The 25,946-nt window shown below is 45.0% G+C and carries 23 protein-coding genes; 2 read left to right on the top strand and 21 right to left on the bottom strand.

Going from position 1 to position 25,946, the window contains the following annotated elements:
- Positions 1–587: 587 nt before the first annotated feature.
- Genes BGX14_RS11475 through BGX14_RS11465 form a run of 3 tightly spaced genes read right to left on the bottom strand, consistent with a single transcriptional unit; the run spans position 588 to position 3,980 of the window.
- The gene (locus BGX14_RS11475) at positions 588–1,232 is read right to left on the bottom strand and encodes an epoxyqueuosine reductase QueH (protein WP_095879954.1); all 645 of its coding nucleotides are present in this window, start codon (positions 1,230–1,232) and stop codon (positions 588–590) included.
- The gene (locus BGX14_RS11470) at positions 1,232–3,406 is read right to left on the bottom strand and encodes a PorV/PorQ family protein (RefSeq protein WP_233126534.1); all 2,175 of its coding nucleotides are present in this window, start codon (positions 3,404–3,406) and stop codon (positions 1,232–1,234) included. Before BGX14_RS11470 ends, BGX14_RS11475 begins: the two co-directional genes overlap by 1 nt.
- Entirely contained in the window at positions 3,399–3,980 is a 582-nt protein-coding gene (locus tag BGX14_RS11465; protein WP_158223309.1) for a hypothetical protein, read from the bottom strand. Before BGX14_RS11465 ends, BGX14_RS11470 begins: the two co-directional genes overlap by 8 nt.
- Before the next feature lie 54 nt (positions 3,981–4,034).
- Between BGX14_RS11465 and BGX14_RS11460 the strand changes: the two genes are divergently transcribed.
- Complete coding sequence (locus tag BGX14_RS11460) at positions 4,035–5,192, top strand: FKBP-type peptidyl-prolyl cis-trans isomerase (protein WP_073304534.1); 1,158 nt, start codon at positions 4,035–4,037, stop codon at positions 5,190–5,192.
- A 255-nt stretch (positions 5,193–5,447) separates the two neighbouring features.
- On the opposite strand, the gene BGX14_RS11455 is transcribed toward BGX14_RS11460, so the two are convergent.
- From BGX14_RS11455 to BGX14_RS16320, 16 genes are all read right to left on the bottom strand, one after another.
- A complete protein-coding gene (locus BGX14_RS11455; protein ID WP_095879952.1) occupies positions 5,448–6,827 on the bottom strand; it encodes a mannose-1-phosphate guanylyltransferase/mannose-6-phosphate isomerase in 1,380 nt (459 codons plus the stop codon).
- Positions 6,824–8,869, bottom strand: a complete 2,046-nt coding sequence (locus BGX14_RS11450) for a Wzz/FepE/Etk N-terminal domain-containing protein (protein WP_095879951.1) — start codon at positions 8,867–8,869, stop codon at positions 6,824–6,826. Before BGX14_RS11450 ends, BGX14_RS11455 begins: the two co-directional genes overlap by 4 nt.
- Positions 8,860–9,318 carry a protein tyrosine phosphatase gene (locus BGX14_RS11445; protein WP_073304540.1) on the bottom strand — a complete coding sequence of 153 codons (459 nt, stop codon included), beginning with the start codon at positions 9,316–9,318 and terminating at the stop codon, positions 8,860–8,862. The genes BGX14_RS11450 and BGX14_RS11445 overlap by 10 nt, the downstream gene beginning before the upstream one ends.
- Positions 9,319–9,344: 26 nt before the next feature.
- Positions 9,345–9,902 (bottom strand): dTDP-4-dehydrorhamnose 3,5-epimerase, encoded by a 558-nt coding sequence (gene rfbC / locus BGX14_RS11440; RefSeq protein WP_073304542.1) that lies wholly within the window; start codon positions 9,900–9,902, stop codon positions 9,345–9,347.
- Between the two features lie 32 nt (positions 9,903–9,934).
- Positions 9,935–10,678, bottom strand: a complete 744-nt coding sequence (locus tag BGX14_RS11435; RefSeq protein WP_198951207.1) for a hypothetical protein — start codon at positions 10,676–10,678, stop codon at positions 9,935–9,937.
- A complete protein-coding gene (locus BGX14_RS11430; RefSeq protein ID WP_073304546.1) occupies positions 10,675–11,589 on the bottom strand; it encodes a DNA cytosine methyltransferase in 915 nt (304 codons plus the stop codon). Before BGX14_RS11430 ends, BGX14_RS11435 begins: the two co-directional genes overlap by 4 nt.
- Positions 11,590–11,599: 10 nt before the next feature.
- A complete protein-coding gene (gene rfbB / locus BGX14_RS11425) occupies positions 11,600–12,736 on the bottom strand; it encodes a dTDP-glucose 4,6-dehydratase (protein WP_073304548.1) in 1,137 nt (378 codons plus the stop codon).
- Positions 12,737–13,371: 635 nt separating this feature from the next.
- Entirely contained in the window at positions 13,372–13,824 is a 453-nt protein-coding gene (locus BGX14_RS11420; protein WP_095879950.1) for a hypothetical protein, read from the bottom strand.
- Positions 13,825–13,866: 42 nt separating this feature from the next.
- Positions 13,867–14,820 carry a DDE-type integrase/transposase/recombinase gene (locus BGX14_RS11415; RefSeq protein WP_095878958.1) on the bottom strand — a complete coding sequence of 318 codons (954 nt, stop codon included), beginning with the start codon at positions 14,818–14,820 and terminating at the stop codon, positions 13,867–13,869.
- Positions 14,821–14,831: 11 nt separating this feature from the next.
- Positions 14,832–15,167 carry a transposase gene (locus BGX14_RS11410; RefSeq protein WP_095878959.1) on the bottom strand — a complete coding sequence of 112 codons (336 nt, stop codon included), beginning with the start codon at positions 15,165–15,167 and terminating at the stop codon, positions 14,832–14,834.
- Positions 15,122–18,061 (bottom strand): DEAD/DEAH box helicase, encoded by a 2,940-nt coding sequence (locus BGX14_RS11405; protein ID WP_095879949.1) that lies wholly within the window; start codon positions 18,059–18,061, stop codon positions 15,122–15,124. Before BGX14_RS11405 ends, BGX14_RS11410 begins: the two co-directional genes overlap by 46 nt.
- A gap of 290 nt (positions 18,062–18,351) precedes the next feature.
- On the bottom strand, positions 18,352–19,788 hold the full coding sequence (locus BGX14_RS11395) for a hypothetical protein (protein ID WP_095879948.1): 1,437 nt from the start codon (positions 19,786–19,788) through the stop codon (positions 18,352–18,354).
- A 138-nt stretch (positions 19,789–19,926) separates the two neighbouring features.
- Entirely contained in the window at positions 19,927–20,805 is an 879-nt protein-coding gene (locus BGX14_RS11390; protein WP_095879463.1) for an IS30 family transposase, read from the bottom strand.
- Positions 20,806–21,031: 226 nt separating this feature from the next.
- Complete coding sequence (locus tag BGX14_RS11385) at positions 21,032–22,384, bottom strand: S1C family serine protease (RefSeq protein ID WP_073304561.1); 1,353 nt, start codon at positions 22,382–22,384, stop codon at positions 21,032–21,034.
- Positions 22,350–22,739, bottom strand: a complete 390-nt coding sequence (locus BGX14_RS11380) for a hypothetical protein (protein WP_073304563.1) — start codon at positions 22,737–22,739, stop codon at positions 22,350–22,352. The genes BGX14_RS11385 and BGX14_RS11380 overlap by 35 nt, the downstream gene beginning before the upstream one ends.
- Before the next feature lie 12 nt (positions 22,740–22,751).
- Complete coding sequence (locus BGX14_RS16320; RefSeq protein ID WP_255404522.1) at positions 22,752–22,886, bottom strand: hypothetical protein; 135 nt, start codon at positions 22,884–22,886, stop codon at positions 22,752–22,754.
- Between the two features lie 163 nt (positions 22,887–23,049).
- Here BGX14_RS16320 and BGX14_RS15340 point away from each other — a divergent pair, with 163 nt between their 5' ends.
- Positions 23,050–23,517: a hypothetical protein gene (locus BGX14_RS15340; protein ID WP_143159409.1), complete on the top strand. Its 468-nt coding sequence runs from the start codon at positions 23,050–23,052 to the stop codon at positions 23,515–23,517.
- A gap of 676 nt (positions 23,518–24,193) precedes the next feature.
- Here BGX14_RS15340 and rfbA read toward each other — a convergent pair.
- Together rfbA and BGX14_RS11365 are read right to left on the bottom strand one after the other, a co-directional pair.
- Entirely contained in the window at positions 24,194–25,081 is an 888-nt protein-coding gene (gene rfbA, locus BGX14_RS11370) for a glucose-1-phosphate thymidylyltransferase RfbA (RefSeq protein ID WP_078776828.1), read from the bottom strand.
- A gap of 100 nt (positions 25,082–25,181) precedes the next feature.
- Positions 25,182–25,931 (bottom strand): acyl-[acyl-carrier-protein] thioesterase, encoded by a 750-nt coding sequence (locus tag BGX14_RS11365; protein ID WP_095879947.1) that lies wholly within the window; start codon positions 25,929–25,931, stop codon positions 25,182–25,184.
- Positions 25,932–25,946 lie beyond the last annotated feature (15 nt).

The following is a 25,946-nucleotide window of genomic DNA, read 5'->3' as shown; positions in this document are numbered from 1 at the left end:
TCAAAAAAAAATATTTTCTGTTTTTATTTCAGAATTTCCTTTTCCCGCCAATTTCGAGAACTGCAGGCGAAGGCGGCGTGGAGAGAGTTCTACCGCGGAGAACTCCAGAACGAAGCAATTTCCCGTTCAAATCAAAAAGTTTGTATGGAGAATAAAAACGGTCACCTCAATGCGGAATAATTCATCTTAGGCATCCTCTAAAAGTTCATCTTCAAAAATGGATTGCGACGCATTGCGCTCCACGTTTTTGCGAACGTAGTGAAGCAATCTTTAAACAGGGCGTCAGGTTTGTCGAAGATTGCTCCCTCATTTCGCATTTCGGGGTGGCGACAACGCGGAGATTTTTCTCGTTCCCGGCATTGCTCAATCTTACTCTTTTTCTTTATCAAAATATTTTTAGAAGTGTCTGTCAAATTTTTCTAACAAAGAATCTAGCGAAAAAAACGAAGAATAAATTTCACAAGCATTCGTCATTTGTACAAAATCAATTTTAATGAAGTAGAATATGTTGCCAACAAAAGGCAGCTCCAAAGAAAACGAGGGAAAGAACTGATCAAAAATTCCAGGCCAGAGAATTTTCTAATTCATCACAAATTTTTCTCTGCTTCCGCCTTTTCCCTTTCGAGTTTGGAATACACGCAGCCGCAAAAATTCTGGCGATACAGGTTATATTCGCGGGAGAGTTCAATGGAACGCTTATAGCCGCCTTTGCGTTTAAAATTGGACGGCAGATGTTTCACTCCAAATTTTTGCGCCATCGCTTCGCCGATTTCATTCAGCAGGGTCGCATCCTTCATCGGGCTTATCGAAAGCGTCGTCGTGAAATAATCCATGCCCAATTCTTTAGCCAGTTGCGCCGCTTCGCCCAAGCGCAGTTCAAAGCACTTGACGCAACGCGCCCCGCCTTCGCGCTCCTTTTCCAAACCCTTGACCGCCGCATAATAACGTTCTGGATCATAATTTCCTTCCAAAAACCGGACAGGGAATTTCGTCCGAAATTCCGAAACGAAACGCTTGAGTTCCGACACGCGATGCGCATACTCTTCGGCAGGGTAAATATTCGGGTTGTAATAAAACGTCGTAATCCGAAAATAATTCGAAAGATATTCCAGAACGTAGCTTGAACACGGAGCGCAGCAACAATGCAACAGCAGGGTCGGCACTTCCCCGCTTTTCTCCAAGCGGCACAGCAAATTGTCGAGCAGTTTCTGATAGTTGATAGGAGGTTGCATTAGAATTTGAAAATCATTCCAAAGCGCATTTGCCCATCGCGAACGCCGTCGTTGTCGCCCACATCCTTGATGGTCGCAATATCAAATTCCAGCACGTCCGAGAGCATCACGCCCAAGCCCAAATCCACTTCGTTGCGCTTGCCGGTCTTGTCGTAAAGATAACCGATTCGCACAGCGACCGTATTGGAATAGGTGTATTCCGCGCCGACATTGAAAATGCCCTGAAGCAAGGAATTTTTGAAACGCGTCGCGCCATGCCCGCCGAGTTCCGGATGAATCAGGCTTTTCCACATCGCCGTATAGAACGGTTCCGGGTCGCCTTTATCATCGTCATAAACGACAGTGCGGTTATAATCGGCGGCTATCAGCAAACGATGGTCGAGAGTATTCAAAATTTCGTAGGAAAGCCCCAGACGCCAAGTCAAAGGAATCGGGTCCTGATCCGACTTGTCGGTGTAATAAACGCTCGGGCCGATATTGGCAAGCACAATCGCCGCGCTCAAATCCCGAATCAAAAAGTCCCGGCGCAAAAAGCCCACGTCAAAGGCGTAGCTGAAAGTCGTCGCTTCATCGCCGCTAGACGATGCCCCGGAACTCAAGTCCGAATAGAAAAATTTAATCGACAAGCCGATAGAAGATTTTTGCGAAAGCTTCGTTCCGTAGCTGATGGCCCCGACAACTTCCGAGCTATTGGAATTCGTGGAGCTTTCGTCATCCGTCGAAACGACCGTTTCGCCAAACGACACAAAATTCACGGAGACGCCCAGAGTTCCCCATTCGGCAAGGGGAATGGTCAAACCCGCAAACAGATGATACAAATCCGGGATATTCAAAACCGGCAACAATTTTTCGTAGAAAAAGGTGAGCTGATAATCCGCGTCTTTGTAACGTTCTATGCCCGTGCTCGTGCTGAACCAGACGTCATTCGCCTGCGGAAGAACCGCCCAGACATGATTCGAAGAAAGCCCGTTGCCCGAATGGAAATGCTCCCACTCGTCTTCGGACTGCTGATTTCCCCGTTCCTCCGGTTTGCGTTCCAATTCGGCTTTTTTTCCAGAAGAGGTCGCATAATCCGGTAAATGACGCCACACGCCCTTATTCGTCGCAATCCAAACCGCGCCGTCTTTGGCAACAGCCAGATCATTGACCACGTTGCTTTCAAAACGGACCTGCTCCCACTTGCGCAAATTAAAATGCGAAAGTCCACCGTTGTGCGCCGACCAGACGTGCCCCGAAGAATCCACCACGAGAGCCGTCGAATGCAAATCCATCAAGCCATCTTCTTCGTTGAACAGGCTCCAGCGGTCTTTGGTATTGGAACCTTTTTTGGGAACAAGGCGAGCGATGCCCGCTCCATCCGCAGCCACATAAAGTTCCCCTTTGAATTCGGACCAGGCAATCGCGTTGATTTTTTGACTGGGAAGCACTTTTCCCTTTTGTTCCACAACGCCATTTCTATAAGAAAAAAGTCCGTTGTCCGTTCCAATCCAAAGCGTCGCCCCCTGACTTGCGAGAGCGGTCACACGCGGAGTTCCCAATTCGGATTCATAATTTTTCCAGGTCTTGCCGTCAAAACGGAAAAGTCCTTTCGGCGTGCCCACCCACAATTTTTCGGTTCGCGCGTCATATAAAAGAGCCGTCACGGTATCGCCGACCACCAGATTCCAAGGGATTTTCACATCTCGCACATAGGATTCGTCCACGTCATTCTGCACGTCGTTAAATTTTTTCACTTTCCGGGTGTATTCGTCCAAACCCGATTCCGTTCCCGCAAAGACACGAACCGCATCGCGAATTTTCTCTTGCCCTTCCAGCGTGACCACAAAATAATCGGACCAGTGCTCGCCGTCATAATGGCGAATGCCGTTGTTCGTTCCCGCCCAAATTTCGCTTTTTTCAAAAAAGCCGGCGCGACCTTTTGCAGCCAATTTGGTTATCGCCGGGACTTTATCCGATTTCTGCTCCAGAGAAACTTCCCACTCGTTCGCCAAAGGTCCAAAAGCGAGACCTGCGGGGTTGTAATACAAAGCCGAAGCGTCGTCCGCAATAGCGACTCCGGTTTCGCCCATACCCAGCTGACGCGTACCAACGGGCATTTCCAAAGTAATAATCGCCGAGTTCGCCGCAAAAGATGCCGCCGAACAGAGGAAAGACAAAAGAAGAATTTTACGCAATGTGTCTCCAATCGGGAACGCTGTAAGCTCCATTTTCCGGAACAAGGGCTTTCCAGCCAGCCTTTCCCGGATTTTCCCAAGGGAGCTTGGGTACAAGACGGCAATCGCAGCCCAGAACATACGGAGGCAAAATTTCTGCGTGGTTCCGAATCTGTTCCCGGGTCACATAGTTGTCGTCGCTCAAGAAATTACAAAACGGACGGCTCCTTGGACCAATCACAATGCGGTAAGTCACCGTTCCATTCCTATCGCCCTCATCGACCACCTTGACCACATCGTCGATACTTTTTTTCCAGGACTCGATCAAGCGAGCCTGCTCCTCTGGACTAGTGCCCGTGGTAGAAAGCCATTTCGCCAGGTCTTCCAAAGAAGGTTTTACCTTTTCGATCGATTCACGAGCCGGGCGAACAATCACCGCATACTGGCCAGAGACATCGATGACCGGAGAGGCCGATTCCTTTTCCTTTTCATCCGAATTGTGAATGACCACATAAGCTCCCAAACCGGCAAGCACCAAAGAGAGCAGCACGATGGCTATCAGAATGAAAATGATTGTCAAATCCATGTTATTCAACCTGCCTGTGTCCAAAAAAACTAGCATTTTCTATTTTGGAGCGCAGGTGATCACATGCGTATAAACAGATTTTTTTGCCTCCTGCTTCTTTTTTCCGCTTATCTTTGGGCCATTCCCTACGAAGTCGTCACGGTGAAAGAGGGCGAAGGCGAGCCCATTCAAAACGGACAACTTATTCGGGTCCATTACAAAAGCTATCTGGCCGATTCCGCAATGACCATGTTCGACAATTCCTACGACCGCGGAGAACCCTTGGAATTTGCGCTGGGCACAGGCCAAGTCATTCCCGGATGGGAACGCGGACTCTTGGGGATGAAAATCGGCGAAATCCGAAAGCTGTCCATTCCATACCAGCTTGCCTATGGCGACCGGGAAATCGGTCCGATCCCCGCCCGTTCCGACTTGTATTTTGAAGTGGAGCTGGTTTCTGCGGATCCGCCCCTGAAACCGGACAATTTCGCCGACAGCAAAAAAGCGAAATGGCAAAAATTGGGCAACGGCGTACAATTCTGGGACGAAAAAGTCGGTTCAGGAGTTGCTGCGGCTCAAGGGACCCGAATTCAAACCCATTACACCGGCTGGATTTCTTCGGGACGCAAGTTTTCGAGTTCCAAAGACTACGGGAAACCGCTGACGACCGTTCTTGGGGGCGGACGCCTGATCAACGGCTGGGAAGTCGGATTGGACGGCGTTTCTCCCGGAACCATTCGCTGGCTGAAAATCAGTCCTTCCATGGGATACGGTGCCAAAACCTACAGCGCGATTCCCCCGAACTCCACCCTGATTTTCCGCGTGGAAATGCTCCAAGTCGAAAAGGACGAACTCTTGGCCGAGACGATGGACTTTTTCCCGGACACGACCCAGTTGAATTTGCAGGACGGCCCCGAAGGATTGCGATACGCGATTGTCCGTGAAGGCCTCGGAGAAGGGGCAAAAACCGGAGAAAACGTTCGTGTTCACTACACGGGATTCCTTTCGGACGGCAAAAAGTTCGACAGTTCCCGCGAGCGCGGACAGATTTTCAATTTTCCGCTCGGCAAGGGCAGCGTCATCCGCGGATGGGATCTCGGTGTCGAAGGAATGCTCCCCGGAGAAAAGCGCGTTCTCGTCATTCCGCCAGCGTTGGGCTACGGAAACCGCGGAGGCGGACCCATTCCCGGTAATGCCACGCTGATTTTCGTCGTCGAATACATGGGACCGGAAGAAAACTGATCTCCTGCTTAATCCAAAGTGCGAACAAGGGATGCGGTTGCATTCCTTTTGTTTTTAAGGAGGCGACTAAAATTCATTTTCCCCAAAAATCCCTTTTCGGAAATGAGGTTGTTAAAATTCACACAAAAAAAAACGGCAAGATGCCGTTTCTCCTAAATGAACATTTTTCTTTTTAATAGAAGCTTCGGAAAAAGAATCGCTCTTGCATAAAAAGCATGAGCGGCGTACAAGCTACACGCCGCCCATTTTCAAAAACTAAGAGCGCTTGAAATCGTCCTGCAAACGGATGATATCGTCTTCTCCCGTATATTCTCCGACTTGGACTTCGACAATGACCAGCGGCAATTTTCCTTCGTTTTGCAAACGGTGCAATTCGCCCATCGGAATGTAAGTCGATTCGTTGGAGCGCACATAGAAAGTCTTATCGCCCACCGTACACGTTGCCGTGCCGCTCACGACGACCCAATGTTCCGAGCGGTGCAAATGTTTTTGCAGAGAAAGGCGCTTGCCCGGTTTAACAACGATACGTTTGATTTTATAACGCTCGTTGTCATCCAAAACAGAATACGTTCCCCACGGACGCGAAACCGTTTGCGGAACATCCGTCAAAGGAGAACGCCGCTGCTTCAGTTTTTCGACAACCGCTTTCACCTTCTGGCTGGAAGAAAGAGGAGCCACCAGAAGAGCGTCCGGCGTATCCACCACCAGCATTTGATCCAAATCAATGGTCGCAACAAGACGCTGCTGCCCTATCACCATAGAATTGGTCGTGCCCAAAGGCAAGTGTTTCGGGTTCACGTTATTGCCCGCTTCATCATGCGGGAATTCACCGTAAAGCGCATCAAAGGAACCGAGATCCGACCAGCCGATATCCGACGGAACAACTTTGACCTTATTCGATTTTTCCATCACCGCGTAGTCGATGGAATTCGCCGGAATTTCCACCATGTCTTCGTATTGCACCCGGAGAAGTTCATTTTCCCTTTTCGCTTTGACGAATGCCGACTTGCAGGCGACAAACATATCGGGAGCGTACTTTTCCAATTCGCCGAGGAATGTCGAAACCTTGAAGCAAAAAATGCCGCTGTTCCAGAAGAAGTTTCCGTTGGCCAGATATTCCTTCGCTTTTTCCAGATTCGGTTTTTCGACAAAACGTTTGACATTTTCACCGTCGGCTTCAATGTAGCCATAACCGGTTTCGGGACCCGTCGGCGAAATGCCGAAAGTGACAAGATGCCCCGCTTCCGCCAATTTTTCCGCCTTTGCCAGAACTTTTAAGTATTCCTCTTTTTTGCGAATGACATGATCGGACGGGGAAACGAGAACGATCGCATTCGGATCCAAAGAAAGGCAAGCAAGGGCTATCGCCGGTGCCGTATTCCGCCCGACAGGTTCCAGCATAAAACGCGGATGGTGCCCGCTCTCCGAAAGTTCGGAAAGCTGATCCTTCGCCAAAAAATACTGATCCGCATTGCTAATAACATACTGAGATTCGCATGCGATTGAATTGGAGACCACCGTTCCCTGAAAAAGGGAGAATCCATCAAACAACTTGGCAAACTGTTTCGGCATCAGGGAGCGACTTACAGGCCAAAGGCGCGTTCCGCAGCCGCCGCAAAGAATCAAATTTATCATTTGTTACTCCCAGTTTTATTTATATAGATTGGTTTTTCACACTTGTTAAACGCCATCACTTTAAGCGGGCGCGTCGCCTTGGAAAGTAAAGACAAACTCTCTTGTACGTCGTTGATTTTATGACGACCGTATTCCAAGACCAAAACTATCTCGTCGGCATTCTGGCCGAGAACGGAAGCATCCATCGAATTTTGCAAAGACTGCGAATCGACTATCACCACATCGTAGCCATCCCTAGCCAGCAACAGGAAATTTTTGAACTTTTCGGTATCAAACACGCTTTCGGCACACAGCAGCAAACGCCCCGACGGAAGCAAATCCAGTCCCGAAATCGCCGTATGGCAAACAGCCGCCTGAAGCGAAGAGGTCCCCGCCAAAACATCGACCAGCCCGGAATTCTGTTCCGTTTTGAAAAATTTGCTGAGTCCGCCCTGCTGCAAATCGGCGTCGATCAAAAGAACCTTTTTGCCTTCCTTGGCAAAGAGTTCCGCCGTGCGCCGTGCCACAAACGAGTTCCCGACACCAGGCAACAAGCCGGTAAAACAGATGACTCGGCTTGTTCCAGCAGCGTCCAAATCCAAAGACAGCCGCAGCATGTCCAACCCGTCCTGCGCTTTTTGTTCCCCATTCAAAATCCAAGCATATACCCGAGCTCCCGTCTCCTTGGAAAGGGCCACTGGATCTGTAACCCCTCGCCACTTTTTTCGCACGGAAATAAAAGCAAGAGCACCGCACAATCCCATAAATAGGAATACGGCAACAATCATCTTCTTTTTCGGCTTTACCGGTTTCGGATTTCCATCGGGAGCGTCAATGATTTGAGCGGATTCCGAAACGCCAGCGACCAAAAGCCGCATCTGTTCGATACGCTTCAGCAAGTCGGCATAAATATTCTGGGCAAACTGCGCTTCAGCAGTCATCGTTAAAATTTTCCGCTGGGCTTCCGGCAATTTTTTCGTTTCATCATCGCTGCGTGCAATCTCCTTTTTCAGTGCCGAGATCTGCTTATCCGTCGTCACAATAAAAGGATGCGAGCGATCAAAAAGACGTGCTTTTTCTTCCCGCAGCTGTTCCAATTCTATGACCTTCTGCTGCAAACGCAAACGGGACTCCAAAGCGATTTTCGTTTCCGTTTCAATGTCCGCGGAACCTTTCGACTCCCGGTAAGCACTCAAAGCGTCCATAAGACTGTCCAAAACGCGCCGAGCTTCCGGCAGCTGGTCTTCCAACAGCTGCAACGAATTTTTCATATCCGTCGAAGCAAATTCCTCGTTCACCCGCAAATAAATCGCCGTCAGAGTGTCCACCACCCATTTCGCCCTCTCCAAGTGATAATCTTGATAAGCGACAGAAAGAATTCCCGTTTTTTTGCCCTGCTCGGAAATTGTCAAATTCCCAATAACCGCATTTATCGCCCGAATCAGCAAAGTCTGCGTCACTTCAAATTTCTGTCCAGGGCGAACGTTCATCAATGACACTTGAATTTTAACGGAATCCCCCTGATAAGGAACAGCACAAAGCCTTCCCAATTCGCAAGTCAGCACCTTCTGATCCAAGTCGTCATAAAAAGAAAATTTCGCAGAATCGTCCACCACCAAAGTCCATGGCTCTCCGCGACGATCGCTGGGCATCACCGACGTATCCGGAAAATACAGATAGCGAATATCCACACGGCCTTCCCGGTGCAAAAAACGGTCCACGATTCCCAAAGGTTCCGCGTTATTCTGAAGTCCCAACGAATCCACCACTTCTTCTAAAATACGGCGACTCTGCATCAACTGGATTTCCGTTTCCGCAGACCCCCCGCCCATTCCCAAAAACGAACCGATATCCCCGAGCATTGCCGCAACGGAATTCGACCTGGTTTTCACTTGAATCAACGCGTTGGCTTCATAAACCGGACGCGTATATTGCGCAACAAGCACACCCGCAATCGCCGAAGCGACGACAAACAGAATCACCGTCAGCTTATTGTTTAAAATGTCGCGAAAAAGATCATCCCAAGGATTAGTCTGATTGGCGCGTTTCTTTTCTACCGGCATAAATTATTTCCTTCGGGATGGGCAATTTTTTCCACCCAATACGGAGTCATTTTTTCGATGAAATTCCAGGACATGCGAAATGAATGTTCGGAATGCCCGTGGGGATCCGGAACATCGACCTGCTGCGGTTCCCCGTAACGGAAAATTTTTCCCTGAAGCCACGGATAACGGGAAAGCAGACTCATCTTCTGCATTTTTTCCATGACCAGAACAAGATCCGCCCACTGGAGCATATTCATCGTTACTTGGCAAGAGCGATGGGAAGATATATCGAGTCCATGTTCCAGAGCGACTTTTTGCGCCAACTCTTCCGCAGAAGAGTTCAAAACAGCCGCGATGCCCGCGCTGCGAATCGAGCAGTCAACGCCAGCGAGTTCCCTCCGAAGCAAAAAAGCAGCAGTCGGACTGCGACAGACGTTACCGGTACAAAGGACTAAGATATTCTTCATTACGCGGAAAAATAAAATTTTGAAAATCAAAAAGTCCAGTCCAGCTGTTCCAGCGACGGATTCTTCATGTCTTTTTCACTCAAAATCGGAACAAAATCTTTTCCAACCGGCCATTCGATTCCAATTTGAGGATCATTCCACATCAGACCGCCTTCGTCCCCGGGGGCATACAGCCGAGTGCATTTATACACAAAAGCCGCCGTTTCGCTCAACACCACAAAACCGTGAGCAAATCCTTCCGGAATGTAGAACTGCTTTTTGTTTTCCGCCGACAACGTGACGCCGACCCACTTGCCAAAGGTTGCGCTGCTTTTGCGCAAATCGACAGCCACATCAAAAACTTCGCCCTCGATGACGCGGACAAGTTTCCCCTGCGGATTCCGCTTTTGAAAATGCAAACCGCGAAGGACGCCCTTTCGGGAGCGGGATTCATTATCCTGCACAAACTGAACCGCGATGCCGTTTTCCGAAAACTCTTTTTCGCTGTAAGTTTCCATAAAATAGCCACGGGCGTCGCCGAAAACGGTCGGTTCAATAATCTTCACATCTTCAATATCTGTAGAAATAAAATTGAATTTAGACATAACCACTCTCTATTAATGGTAAAAAATTAGAATTATTTTATTATGCTTACCCAGGAATCATCAAAATTCATATTCTGCAAAGCGACTTCTAGCGGCAATCGTTCCGGAATTCGCAAGCGAAATTTAACCGCTGTATCAGGCACTCGCTCCACAATAGTGAACTGACTTCCATGGGGCTGCCATGTAAAACAATGCTGGTCATCCGCTTTTCGAATTCCTTCAAAATTTCCTTTGGCGTTTTCTGTCCATCGGTAATCTGCTATCGCATAACTTTCCAACCGATGCTCAAACAACACAAATTCTGAAAGCAAAGGGTTCCGAACCAGCACACAAGTTCGAACAGGATTGTAATCCACATAGGAAATCTGGACTCGACTATTATAAATGGCAAGAACCGCATTTCCCGTTTTTTGAACATCATCATGGGGATTTTCAATTCCATAACTATAGTCCGGAGAACAACGACCAGAAATAAGCCTTACCGCAGTAGCACTAAACGGACTGGAATTTTTGACCGTTTTCATAGACCATGCGCATTTATTTAAAGCAACATCCGCGATTCCTATCGGAGAATTAAACGACTGCCCCCCGACACTGGCAGCAAAAATATCCGCCCAATCATCCCCACTAAGATCATTTCGCCCTGTGTATATCAAATAAACAATGCGTGCTCCAATTTTTTTAACGACATCATCGCCGAATTCCCCTTCACGAAAGACTTCGTTTTTGTGCAGTTTATTTCCATCTCGTAATTTTGGTTCGGGCAAATTATTCATAGCAATTCCTTGATTTTTTGGGCAATGACTCTTATCATAGGCACACAAACCGAATTTCCCGTCTGTCGCCTGACTTCGCTATGGGAAACCACAATTTTAAAACTGTCGGGAAAACCCTGTAGTCTCAACAGTTCGCGACTGGATAAACGACGAACACCATTCACTAGAAGATAATTATAGGAAGCACCTGTACGCAAAGCGCAACTGTAGGGCAAAACCGAGATATTCTTGGATTTGTTTTCGTGCCATATTGATGGATAGAAAATTTCTTTATCCTGCACACGAGCCAATCGTTTTTTTCGGATGATTTCTGAAGCGAACAAACTTTTATCCACATCCTCATCCCGTTCCAGGATTTGCGACAAACTATAAGGAATCGGAGTAAAATCAAAACTGAATTTTTTTGCCTTGCTAAGGTTTCTAAATCCAACGATAATAATGCGCTCCCTTTTTTGCGGAACGCCAAAATCCAGAGCGTTCAATACTTTATACTTGACGTGATAACCAAGATGCTCCAATATGGATAAAATTGTCGAAAACGTTTTTCCACCGTTGTGAGAAACCAGCTGTTTGACATTTTCCAGAAGAATTGCTTGCGGCCTGTGGTATTCCAAAATCCGCTGAATTTCAAAAAACATTGTTCCTCGAGTATCAGCAAATCCTTCCATTTTTCCCATAATGGAAAAAGCCTGACAGGGGAAACCGGCTAAAAGCAAATCATGGCGAGGTATCGACTTGGAAGAAATTTTAGTGATGTCTCCGTAAGGTTTTTCACCAAAATTTTCTTCATAGGTTTTCGCCGCTGCGGCATCCCATTCCGAACTGAAAACGCATTTATAGCCCAACTCATCGAACGGAAGACGAATACCTCCTATTCCGGCGAACAAGTCTATAAACGCAATCTGCTTCATACAAAAAATTTCAACGACCCGAATACATATTCTCGTAATACTTTTCGTAATCGCCGCTCGTAATGCTGTCGAGCCATTCCTGATGATTCAAATACCACTGCACCGTTTTTTCGATTCCCTCTTCAAACTGGAGCGACGGTTCCCAGCCCAGTTCCCTTTGCAGCTTGGTACTGTCAATCGCGTAGCGGGCGTCATGACCCAAACGATCCGTCACATAGGTAATCAGATTCAAATCCTCGCCGTCCGCACGCCCGAGAAGCCTATCGACCGTTTTAATGACGACTTTCACGATATCGATATTTTTCCACTCGTTGAAGCCACCGATGTTGTACGTTTCCGCCACCTTTCCCTTGTGGAAAATCAAATCGATGGCGCGGGCATGGTCTTCGACAAAAAGCCAGTCGCGCACATTCTCGCCTTTGCCGTAAACCGGGAGCGGCTTCTTATGACGGATATTGTTGATAAATAGCGGAATCAATTTTTCCGGAAACTGGTAAGGGCCGTAGTTATTGCTGCAATTCGTGACAATCGTCGGAAGCCCGTAGGTATCGTGGAAAGCCCGCACAAAATGATCGGAACCCGCCTTGGAAGCGGAATAAGGAGAATGCGGATTGTATTTGGTCGTCTCGTAAAAGAAATCCTCGCCATAAGCCTTATGATGTTCCGAACTCGAAGCCGTTGTCGTGAAAGGAGGATTCACGCCTTCCGGATGCGTCATCGAAAGGGCACCGTAAACTTCGTCCGTCGAAATATGGTAAAAGCGTTTGCCTTCGAACTTTTCCGGCAGCGATTCCCAATACAATTTAGCCGCCTGCAAAAGGGATAGCGTCCCCATCACGTTGGTGCGGGCAAAGGTGAACGGATCCTTGATGGAGCGGTCCACGTGGCTTTCCGCCGCCAAATGGATAATCCCATCCACTTTTTCTTCTTGCATCAATTTGTAAAAAGCGTCGAAATCGCAGATGTCCATTTTCACAAACCGGTAATTCGGCTTGTCCTCGACATCCTTCAAATTTGCAAGGTTCCCCGCATAGGTCAGCTTGTCCAAGTTGATAATCCTGTATTCGGGATATTTGTTCACAAAAAGACGGACAACATGGCTTCCAATAAAACCGGCGCCACCGGTAATGACAATGGTTTTCTTCATGGGAAGAAAGATAAATAAATTTAAAATGCCGTTCGAATCATATATGAAAAACGATACGAGATTTTTGTTTTAGTTTAAAGAACTACCAATTTTCGGCTTTTTCAAAAACCAAGACAACAAATATCTAGTTTTAACTTTTAATCGTTAAACTCATATTCAGTGACATATTCAACAGGATCTTCATATACTAGGTCATAGCTATAATCATAACATTTTAATCTATAACCTTTAAAATAAGAGCATATCCACTTCGGTTCCCCACTATACCATTCACTACTTATCAACATTCCCCGAGGATTATATTTTTTATTTTCAAAATACAGCTCCCCCTACCATTAATGGAACGTAAATTATATTCTTTGGGCAAACCATTGGAGTAATAATCTACAGTGGTTACTTCATAAAATTGATGCAAAAACCTTGAAATCAAACGACCATTTTGATAGTCGCAAATCAGCCAAACAGATGGTCCATAATCATACCTTAATCGACTTTCATCACTACTCACTGGACATTTTGCAAACACATACATTTGCACAAAAATAAAAATTGCAATCCTCGTGAAGTTCTTCATTTTATCCTTTGTCAAATTTCATAGCAGTCGCTACAGAAAAATCTATGGCTAGAAACATCCTCTACGTATCAATTATCAAATAGTCAGGCATTGCACCCCAGTCATCTTTAAAACTTTGCGATTTTTGTTCTTTAAAATTCCATGGAAAACCATCTATTTCAGGAAAATAAGGTCTAGCCAACTGTTGCGCAATAACCAGTCGATGACTAGGGAGATTCCCGACATTAGCGGTTTTCTTTGCCAAAGAAGGAATGTGCATACCTGACATAGAAGGATTATTGTGCGATATAATTGAGTGATACCAATTGAAGTCGGCACCACCTCCATACGAATAATAGGGCAATTCTTTACAATCTTTATCCCATATCGATTGCATCAAGTTAGGATCTTTCTCCTTAACAGCAGTCACTCCACGGAAAAAAACTTCTCTAAATTTCTGTCCTAGTATATGCTCTCTTTCTTGAAGCGGATTGCCTTTACCAAAAGATGGTATTTCAACATCTGTCCCGCCCAAGTTGAACTTGGAAAATTTTAACAAAGCTAATAAGGGATTCCGTCAGGTCGGTTGGTTAGCCCAATAGTCCTCACGTTCTCTTGTCGCATTATACAATTTTGTTCTTCGTTCTGCAAGTCGTTCCTCCATCTTTCCTGCGAAAACCTCGTCAGGAGTCAGGAATCCGATTGCGGAATGTAGCCGTTCCGAGTTGTAGTAATTGATCCAGTCCGACATTTTCCTCTTTGCATCGGAATAGTCCTGGTAAGCGTCACGACGGACTTCCTCCGCCTTGAGGGTCTTGTGAAAACGTTCCACTTTCCCGTTGCTTTGCGGATGGAAGGGAGATGTAGAGGTCTCCCTGAGTTCAAGTTTCGAAACCAGATCGAGGAAATCCTTCGAGGCGAACTGCTTCCCGTTATCGTGGATTATGCGGGCATGCGCATCGGGATGGAGTTCCTTCGCCCTGGTCACGAGAATTTCAACGTTCAAGCCTTCCATCGTGGAGAAAAGGTCCCAGACGAGAACCTTGCGGCTGAACCCGTCCAGGACGCAGGCGAAGTAGAAGAACACTCCGCAAACTCTGACGTAGGAATAATCCGTATGCCACTGTTCATTCGGACGTGTCGGCTGGTCGAACCCCTTTTTCCGCGCTTCCGCAGGAAAAGCCCATTTGCCGAAAAGGTTGTTCCTCTTCAGTATGTTGTAAACCGTCGATGGACGGGCGTATGCGATATCCCTGTCTACCATAAGCCAGGCCAGGTAGCGGTATCCATGCAGATGGTCCTTGTACTGTTTGCAGAAGTCGACGATGGCGCGAGTCTCTTCCGGGGTCATCCAGTTGGACTTCGGCGTATCGTGGTTATGCCGCGTTTCCGCCTTCCTCCGCGAAACCCAGTTGTTCCATGTACTTTGCGGGATTCCCAAAAAGGATACCAGCCTGGACGGGGCGATTCCCGTCCTTGCGTAAATGGCGTCGATTTCCGCAATGATGGCGGTCCGTTCGGAGAGGCTCATTTTCTTCTTTCCTAGGGACGGCCAGTTAATTTTTTTTTGAGGGCCAGGTTCTCCTGAGCGATGTCGGCGATGACGGCATCCTTGTCGGCCAGGGTTTTCTCGAGAGCGTCTATTTTACGCTGTTGCGCCTTTTCGGTTATGTCGGGGCGTTTCTGCTCGAAAATCCCCGTAGCGGATTCGAAAAGTACCTTCCTCCATTCGAGAATTTTGTTCGGATGTATCTTGTACTCGTCCGCAAGTTCAGATAAGCCCCTGCCCTTGAGGAGAATTTCGCTCAGGATTTTGACTTTGTCCTCCGCACTCAGGCGGCGACGTTTCTGTTTTTCAGGTTTATTTTCTTCTGCCATAAGGTGGCTCCTTGGTTGGAAATATACACCTTATTAGCTTCCTCAATTTTTTCCAAGTTGCGGTTAAGCGCTACATTCTTTAATAAATCAAGGGCGTCATACGCATCATCAATATTCACATTTTCATTTTCTAGAGCATTCTGCCACCGTAAATTCGATTTTCCGGATACAAAGGTTTTCGAAAGAATCTCTTCCGCCAACAAAGGACAAACAACTTCTTGAGTTTCTATATGACAGAGATAGTATTTTAGTTCCTTCTTTTTCTTAAACCCTTTCGCCTCCCATTGTTGAATAAAATAAGCGTACATTCCTTTTCCACTAGTAGGTAATGTACTTTTATCGCACTTAAATAAGATAGAAGAACATCCATAACTCGATGTAGGCTTCTTTAATCGTTCCTCTGTAATCCATTTTACCAAAGGATGGGAGTAAGTGATAATTTCAAAAAATTTTTTCCGAATGATTTCTCGTTGGGAGGAATCAAAGAGACATAATACATCTTGAGTATCTAATCGAAGCTGGCTTGTTGTACCCTGTTTTTGCAAAAAATTTGAAAAACTTCGTGCCGCATCATGAGACAAACGAATAAGCAAAGCATCTCGCAGTTGTTGATATTCTTCAATTTTACAACCTTGCCATTCCTTCGTTAGATAATCCTTAACATAAAACATCAAATCTACCGATCGAACAAAACGTTGCGTCTTCTTGACCTCATCAACATTTTGAATAATGTAATCTTGAAAAGCCTGGAAATTCGCAGCCTTACTTTCCAATTCTTTTTGACGATTTTGCTTTATATATGCGGTATCAATTAATTCATCCGCTCTTTTTTCACGTTCTTCATCAGAAAGCTCCTTATCGAGAAGTACGTAAGCAATGCCATTGACTGTCTTACCAAGGATTTCATCAATATCCCCAATAGAACATTTAAAAATTTCAATTCGATCATAAAGTTTGAGAAGAACCCTGTCTTCAATGCTGTCATCACAAGCCAAATTAATAATGTTCAATTTTTCAGCTTTTTGACCGATTCGGTCAATACGGCCAATACGCTGCTCTAACCGCATAGGATTCCAGGGCAAATCATAATTGATTTCCGTATCGCAGAACTGCAAATCAAGACCTTCGGAACCAACTTCAGTGGAAAGGAGTATGCGAATAGTAGCATCCTCACGAAAATCCTTCATAATCTGATTTTTATCCGAATCCACACCGCCCATCATGCTAATACATTTAATCCCATCGTCATTTAAGCGGCGAGTCAAATATTTAATAGTATTTCGATAAAATGAGAACAGTACTATCTTGGAATTGGGATATTCCTTGAACTGATTTTGAATGCACTCCAAAACCTTATTATACTTGGAGTCATTTTTTTCCAGCTCGTCCAACTTCACATCAAAAAGCGGCATCAATTCAGAAATATTCAGCTTTTCCTTGGTAAGAATATTGAATTTTTCATCAATGTCATTTTCGTCAAAATCAAATTCAGATTCATCATCAGAATTTGATTTGCCCAGCCAGCTTTCAAAAGCAGCGAACAAACTGCTAGCCATTTGGCGTTGACGGGTAATTAGTTGAAATGCCCCAAATCGATCTACATAATCAGAACGAAATTTCAGAGTTTTAGAAACTTTTTCATAGAGTTTCTTCTCATATTCGTTTAATTTGAAAGAATATTGACAGGGGTTGCGTTTAGGCTGTTCCATAAAGGCGTCACACTTTCGTGTCCGCGTAAAATAGTTGGCGTAAAAGACTTTTTGCGCAAACCGTTCAAAATAATCAAGTCGCTTGTGGTCATCAGAAAGAATCATGTCCAAATTTTTTTCAAAATTATCGATAAAAGAAGAATCATACTGATACATTGAACCAGATTTTATTGCAGGTAAAACAGCGGAAATATCCGATGCAGATGCCTTTGATCTTAACAAATTAGAGATCTTGATGTAATTTTGTCCTTCCTGTAGCTGACATTCAAAAGTTTTCTTGTTAAAAAAAACTTCTGGGTTCAAAATATTCAGAATACTATACAGATTAGTTTCTTCGGTTTGAATTGGTGTCGCCGACAAGAGAACAACATTTTTAGCATTATCTCGAATCAAAGAAACCGTTTTGTGATTTGCCGTAGCCGAATTCCTTAAATTATGCGCTTCATCTACAACAACCATATCTAAAATCGGAGACAAGTCTTTTCCTGAACGTTTTTCTAAAAAATCATTCAATTTTTCTTGTGGAGATTTCTTTCCTCCATCCTCTTTTTTATCCTTATAGCGAATACCTTCTAAACTGACTATCAAATTAAAATGCTTCTGCCCAGGTTTATCATCAGCATCTTTCAACTCGTTTAATAATTCTTGCGCACTAACAATTTTTGCATCTATAGAAAAGAATTTGTACATATCATTTTTCCACTTTTCTCGCAGCGTTGATGGGCAAATAACAAGCAAACGATGACTATTTTCACGAGCCACCAATTCTTGCCAGATATACATGGCTTCAATAGTTTTACCAAGTCCAACCTCGTCCGCAATAAGCAAACGCCCTGAAGTGGATTCTATAAACTTTAAAACAGGCTTGAACTGATGAGGGAAAAACTCGGTACTTCCATTGTTCATACTATAGTAGATATTTGTAAGTTCCCCTTTGATTTTTACAAAGGAAAGAATTCTTTTTAATTCTTCAACACCACAAAACTCCCCATCCGCAAAACGATTCAAAAGCCCTTTGTCTTCTACAAGTTTTAATTCATCTTCTTTAATCCACGGCTGTTTTGTTTGAGAAAAAAACACCTTATAGCTCCGACTACCGCCATTCTCTTTTCGGTCAGAAATAAATCCTCGATCTCCCTCATAAATATCCATAACTTGATTACCAATTTCAAACTTGTATTCCATAACGTTCCTCGCTTGTTTGTGAATTTTAATTTCAATTTATCAAATTTTATAGCAGTCGCTGCTGTAAAACCAATAACCATGACCGCCTCTGGGGTAATAGAAAAGTACAAATTCCCCCGCTCTCGCATAGACGCCAAAGTAGTCAATCCATTCGCCTTCATAGCTATACCGCCCATTTCCTGGTGCCCAGCCATTGCGCGAACGGCATTTAAAGTTGTATGCATTCGCATTGTCAAATGCGCATAAGATTATCAAAAACAGAAGGAAAATGCTTTTTTTCATATTTACACCTACTTGCAATATTGTGGTCCTCGTACAAAATCCAAAATCTTCTTGCCGTTTTTGCTAAAACAGATACCCATATTAACTCCACCTATATATTTAAGCGTTTTATTTTTCCGATAGATTTTAAAAGGAGTTTCACCCCCCATGCTACTCATCATCGCTTGCGCCCCCGCTAATTTCACTAAGGCACTAGCTTCATTGCCGAATGATTCACTAAAGTTTCCAAGCATGTTAATAACATCCAATTCATCTAAAGGTTGCTGTAGTGAGTTTATATCAAAAACAGTGTCCTTTTTTTCAGCATCTTGAAAGTAGCAATCAGAATAAAATATGCCATAATTCCCGCCGGGAGAAAAATCAACATCCCCATACGTAGTTTCCGCAGTTTGAAAAACTTTATATTGGCAACAATATCGCTTTGGCGATACAATCGCATAGCGAATTCCATTTCTAGAAAATTTCTTTCCTTTTTTTAGATTGTATATATAGTCATCATCCCAACAAGCACCTCCCTCTTCTTGCATTTCTTCTCCATCGCTGTATTTTGGCCATTTTTCTTTTGTCAGAACGAATTCATTTCCAAAAGAATAACACATCTCGCTGCCAATTAAAGATTCGTCTGTGTTGGAACACACAGGTGTTATAGCAAAAACGGTGTCCATTGTCTCGGCATCTTGAAAGTCGCAACCGAAATAGAGTGTACCGTATTTTCCACCGGGAGAAAAATCAATTCCATACATAGTTTTCTCTGTTTGAAAAACTTGATGTTTGCAACAAAATTGCTTTAACGATACTATCGCATAGCGAATCCCATTTCTAGTGAATTCTTTTTCAGGATAGTATATGTCGCCAAAACAAGTCGTCCCCTCTTTTGGCTTTTTTTTCCCATCGCCATATTTCGGCCATCCTTCGCTTGTCTGAACGAACTTGTCTCCAGAAGAAAGACACTTCTCACTACCGATTAAGGCTTCATCTGTATTGGAACATTTGGAAGTTGCGTCAAAAATAGTATCCTTTGTTAGGTCTTCTTGAAAGTCGCAACCGAAATAGAAGGTGCCATAATTCCCACCAGAAGAAAAATCGATACCCCACCGCGTTTCTGTTGTTGGAAAAACTTCGAAATTACAGCAGTATCTCTGTGGCGATACAATCACATAACGAATTCCGCTTCTAGAAAAAAATTTATTCCCTTTTTCAAAATCGTATATGTTATTGTTATCGCCAAAACAAGCCGTTCCCTCTTCTGGGAATTTTTCCCCATTGCCATATTTAGGCCATTCTTCACTTGTCTGAACAAACTCCTCTTCAAAAGAAAGACACTTCGCGCTGCCAATTAAAGATTCGTCGGTATTGGAACATATTGAATTGTCTGCAAAAACGAAAGCCAAATGGACAAGGCTTATTAGAGCGATAAGTTTTAATTTTTTGACCATTTTATTCATTTCCTTCAGAATCTTTTGCTTTCAAATTCCACGTTGCCTTCGAATAGCACGAATGTGGCTGCCGAGATACTGCGACGGAGAGCAATAAAACCATCAAAACAAGCGTTTTCATCGGCGGATTTTCGTCGCTAACGCGACTTAGGTTTGTAGTTTAACTTGCGTATAAATATACTCTAAAGGGGTCATAAAGTCAAGCCTTTTTCGAGGCCTGTTGTTCAGTTTATCCTGTATCCAGCGAACTTTCCGGGGAGAGATTCCCTTGAACGACTCCTTCTTGGGAAGATATTGGCGTATTAGACCGTTCATGTTCTCGTTGGCACCGCGCTCCCAGGAGTGGTACGGGTTCGCAAAGTAGTAATCCGCCTTCATAGCTTTCGCTATTTCTGCGTGACAGGCGAACTCCTTCCCGTTGTCCGAAGTGATTGTGAGAATCTTGACTTCGAACGTTTTCTCAAAGTCCTTCAGCGCCCTCACAAGCGTTCTCTTCAGGTCTTTCGCGTTCTTCGTCGGAAGATACCTTATCAGGCTGTAATTCGTCATCCTGTCGTTGATCGTGAGCAGGTTCGCGTCATGGTCCGCGCTGTTTATCAGGTCTATCTCGATGTCGCCTACGCGTGATTTCTCGTCCACGATTGCCGGACGTTCCTCGATGGGCACGCGGCCTACAATCTGGCCTCTCTTGTCCTTCTTCTCCCCGCGCTTACGGTATGGTTTCTTGCCGTGCCGCAAGTGCTTCTTCAGGTCCTCGTCCTTGTTCACATGCCTGTATATCGTGGCGACGCTAGGGACACCCATCCCATCGAGTTTCGCGCGTCCGTTCACCTGTTCGGGAGAGTAGTCTTCCTTGATTTTCCCGTCCACGATTTTCCAGTCGTCCTCGTCGTAGTCGTAATGCAGGTGACTTGTCGCGGCAAGGAGGTCTGCCCGTTCCTGCGACTTGACCGGGTCGTAATGCTGGCGGCCGCCGCCCCTGTTTAGTTCCCTGTAGATTGTGGATTTGTGGACCTTCAGCTGCAAGGCTATGTTTTTCGGGGGATCTTTGCCGCATTGAGCGCTCGTATTTCGTATCTTTGTGCTTGGTTGAGACTCACCGCCATGTCCTTTTTTGGTAGAATCGGCAAGGTAGAAAAGTTTCGGCCAGGTTCCCCAGGGGCTAGCCCTAGGGAACTTTTTTTCTTCCCGATTCAACCTATATCAGTCGCATTGACGGTGAAAATTCGCGATCCTTTTTCTCCTTGAATCCCTATTGACCGACAAGCATATAGGTGCACTTGCTAAAGTCATTTGTCGTCGATTTCGGCGTCACGTCTTCAAACTTCAGCAAGTGAATAATTTTATTCGCTTTAATGCCAAAGTTCACATTCTGTACTCCGTCAAAATTCAGAGTGCTTGTTGCAAGGCCTATAATCTTGCCATTAGAGACAATGGGGCCTCCGGAGTTGCCTTCTTGAACAGCAGCGTCAATTTGGAAGGTAGCCCTATCTCCGCGATAGCCGTTCTTTCCAGAAACAATGCCCTTCGTCACCTTTAAATCTTCCCCTTGAACATCTATCATCGGGTATCCATAAACAAGAACATCCGAGCCCAGATTCGGTTCATTTGTCGCAATTGGACAGGCATTTAAATGGACGCCCTCAACGCGGATAATCGCCAAATCCAGAAGGCTCGTTGGAAATACTGCAACAACATCAACCGAACTTGTTTCCAGACGTTTTCCATCCAAATACAGTCTCAATCGAGATACGAGATTCACAACGTGGGCATTGGTAATCAAGATGTTTTTAGAAACCGCTACAGCACTTCCGACAACTGAAAATCCAGCATTTTCATCGCCGTATGGCTCGCCATAGCTATACTTTATCTTTTCCGGCAAAATAACATTAAAATAATCGCCTCCAATGACGATACTCACCCGTTCTCCCCTCAAGTTTTTCCCGACAATTATTTCGGGATTATTGTCATAGACATTCGACACCTTTACTTCCGGTAAATTTGGCCAGTATTTAACGTATAGGCTATCTCGCCGAAACTGGAATTTTATGGAACTCATATATGTTTGAGAGTAGTCATCAAAATCACATTTTTCATATTTTTGAAGAACACTGTCATACATACATTTTGCGCAAGAATTCACGCGATAGTCCAAAAAATAAGAGTTGCCGCCCTGCTTATTTCCTGCACTAAAAATCGTCAGCCATTTTCCCTCATTTATTAGGGTAGCATATTTAGAACTCATGATAAATTTAAATACACTGTTCTGGGTGAAACCGCTAATGACAAGAAAAGCTTTTCCATCTCTACCGATTGCATTTTCGATGCTATCGACAATGAATTGATACTCGTAAGGTCCCCAAATAAATGTGGCAACGGAATCTTCAGTAACAACTGCCGAAAGTACGCCTCCGCTGCTATCCGCAGGTTCATCGCTTTTGCAATAATCCTGCGCTTTTTGATCGTATGCACACACTAAATGCTCTTGGAAATTTAACGTAAAATGCAAACGCGCAGCGAATGCGTTCGAAGCGAGCAGCATCAATACGCTTAAAATGAATATCCCCGATTTAATCATCCCCAAGTCCTTCTTCGGAAAAAACATCTATGTCCTTCCTAAAGAAAAATATATCTGAACTATAATCCCCATATAAAGCAATATGTCCGCCCATTTTCCGACAAGCTTTATTGAGAGCGTCCTGGTGTCTCCCATTCAAAGGAACCTTGTTTTTATTGCTTAATCCTATCAATGCATAGCCCTTGTCCTCGTATGATTTTTTCAAATCCATCATCGTCAGGGTTTCGTTATTTTTCACCGACAGCCATTCAACATTGACAACCTCACAGCGGTCGGTTTTTGCAAATGCTTCTCCCCTAAAATTTTTTAAATAGCGATTCCCGCAGCCGACCAAAGCAAAAGCCAGCAAAGCCACGACAACAGCAGATATTTCCTTTTTCATCCGACACTCCTTTTATTGCCCGCGATATAAACAACTCAACTTTCCAACGAACCAGACGCCGAAAACATGAGTCGTAAGCTGCAATATAGCCCCATCCACCGCATCTCTGGTCGCCTGCAAAGCGACATCCTTATTTTCGTTTTTCATATAACGTGCCTTTCTCCACAACGAGAGATTCCTGAACTTTGCCCCTGCAGACCGGCACGATTTAAAAACAAAAAGTGCGAGTCGCGAAGCTTATGTATTGAAGGCTCTGGTAAACCCGTTAACAATAAGCGACAGACGACCCGCACCCGTAGGGGTGCGAGCGATGTCCTGTTCCCTGCTAACTTCAAGTTTACCAGACTTTTCAATACAGGAACAAGATTCTACTCAAATCCAAAATGTCCTTGCAAATATAGCAAACACCGCTTCATTTGCAAAACGTCTTGAATCCGGGCAGTCTGTCGCCGCGCAAGGCAAATTCATCCCTTGCATAGCAGATTGCTGGACTGGCGACATTTTTTTCGCCTTTCCATACCTTATATCAGCTTTTACCCATCGATTTTTCCAGAAAATACTTTATTTGTTTCTTACAATTCAAAGCTTCGTTCTGATGCGATTCAAAACGAGCTTTCCGGCGGCTCTTCGACGTTCCTGCCAGTGCCTGATTCTCCCGATTTATCCACAAATGCCAGAGTTCTTCGCTTTTCCCAAAGAGCGTGGTGAAGACAAAAGGAAAGGGGGCAACGTTCACAATGAAAAAAATGGTTCGGCTAATTTGATAAGCGGTTCCTGAATGAATTTATCGAAGGGGACCAACCGGTCATTGAGCCTGTCGAAATGACCGGCTCTTCGACAGATAATTACCAAACCTGTCGAAGCTCACCAACCATGGGAGGGAAATGCGAATAGTGGTTAGTGTGAAGTTAAAATTTGGAAAGGGAAAGTGAGATATTTCGTTATGGCGATCCGCATAGCGGCGCGGCAAGACACCAGAAATATCAGGACGGTCAAAGAAGCCGAATTTGAGGGAACTTTCTTTTAACCATCCACATTTTGCCTTTTTTGGGGGAATTATATACAATACTCCACCCAATTTTCTCGTAATCGCTTCGCCAGCCGACGTTTGGCGGCAAGCAAAAGAATTCCCTGCCTAAAACGCAAGGAATCATGACGCCGAACCGCAAGACTCGCAAGTCTTGGAATTTCGCCTCTCCCAAGGCTTCCTAGGAGCGTGGCGGGGGATAGGGTGAAGGGAAAAGGGGGTTGGCCTTTGCAACTTGGAAGCCCCCTTATCCCTTCCGCCCGCTGCGCAAGCGAGCATCTCGCTGTCTGCGAGAAAAATTCACCTTGCGAAAGGAAGTCCCCACTTTAGAGGAATCCTTTAATGGCGAGTTTTAGTGGAGAATTGTATATAATTCCCAAATTTTAACTAAGACTATTTAATAGAAAATTGTACAATTCCCGTTTTTTCAATACCGAATTTTTCCTTCAGCGACTTTTTTCAAATGCATTCCATACGGCGACTTGCCATATTTTGTCGCATTTTCCAAGAGTTTTTCCCGAGAAATCCAACCGTTGATAAAAGCGATTTCCTCGACGGCACTAATCTGGATGCCCTGACGGTTTTCGATCATTTTTACAAAATTGCCCGCATCAATCAGGCTATCCATTGTCCCCGTATCGAGCCAAGCGAATCCGCGCCCGAGCAGCTTTACATCCAATTCTCCCCTATCCAAATACATCTGGTTCAAATCGGTAATTTCGAGTTCCCCGCGAGCACTCGGCTTTTGCTTTTTTGCAAATTGCACAACGCGGTTGTCATAAAAATAGAGTCCCGTAATCGCATAATTGCTCTTCGGATTTTTCGGTTTTTCCTCCACCGAAATCACCCTGCCATTTTCGTTAAATTCCACGACGCCAAAACGCTCCGGATCTTCCACATAATAACCGAAAACGCTCGCACGCCCATTTTCTTCGGCGTTTTTCGCAGCGGATTTCAACAGAGGGCCAAAGCCGTTGCCATAAAAGATATTGTCGCCTAAAACCATCGCGCAACAGTCGTCGCCAATAAAATCCTCGCCCAAAATAAATGCCTGCGCAAGCCCATCGGGACTCGGCTGCACCTTGTAAGAAAGGCGAAGCCCCATCGAGGAACCATCGCCCAAAAGACGTTCAAAATTCGGCAAGTCCATCGGTGTAGAAATGATGAGGACATCGCGAATGCCTGCAAGCATTAACATGGATAGCGGATAAAAAATCATCGGCTTGTCATAAACGGGTAAAAGCTGCTTGCTCGTTACCATCGTCAGTGGATAAAGCCTCGTTCCAGAACCACCAGCAAGTACGATTCCTTTCACTTTGTTCCTCCCTGCCGCAGTGCAAAAAACAGTAGTTCATAGATGCGACAAAAAAATGGATACGTCAAAAATAACAATCTCGTGCCAAAAATTTTTGCCGTCATCCGCTAATTCCTATGCGAGCCTGAAAATGCACCTTCTGCGCATCCTGCGCATTCACGCCAAAAATATAGACATGATGATTTGAATTTTCAAAACGCACCAAATCAATCGTTTCCCCAGGCAAAATCCCCGCCAGATAATTAAACTGGACAGAGCGCACTTCCCGATGTTTCAGCAGCGGGTCCAAAGCGATCGCATCAAAAACCCAGTCCGCATACCGACAATTATTCACGTGGCGATTCATATCGATATCCGAATCATACGCCGTTTTCTGCAAAACCACCCGAGGATTTTCACGAGGTTCCAAAAGTTCCAGATTTTCGGAAAGCGCATTTTTTTCCGGATAAAACTGCGGCAAAAAAGGCAAGCGTTCCAAATCTTCGGAAAGTCCCGTCCGGATATTGACAATCAACCAAGACGATGTCGCTTCGGCTATCACATTTTCCCGCTCATCAAGAATGGAGTAATCCCGCAGAAGGACCTTGTTTCCCACAACCGATTTAGACCACGTAGAAACGTGCAGTTTTTCACCCCAGTGCGGAAAATGATTGATCCGCAATTTCATCCGTGAAATGACCGAAGTATAACCGCTCTGCAAAAGCTTCCATATTCCGCAGCCGTTTTTTTCGGCATCCAGAATCGCCGTTTCTTCCATAAAATCAAAAAACGCAGAAACCCGCAAGCGGCTCCGAGAATCGCAATCCGAAAATCGAATCGGGAAAATATAATCGTCAATTTCTTTTTCCATCTTTACCCTTTTTCA

The organism is Fibrobacter sp. UWS1, assembly GCF_002300445.1.
Taxonomy (GTDB): domain Bacteria; phylum Fibrobacterota; class Fibrobacteria; order Fibrobacterales; family Fibrobacteraceae; genus Hallerella; species Hallerella intestinalis.
The sequence above is the reverse complement of the archived record's forward strand: the minus strand, read 5'-3'. Positions and strand labels throughout refer to the sequence as shown.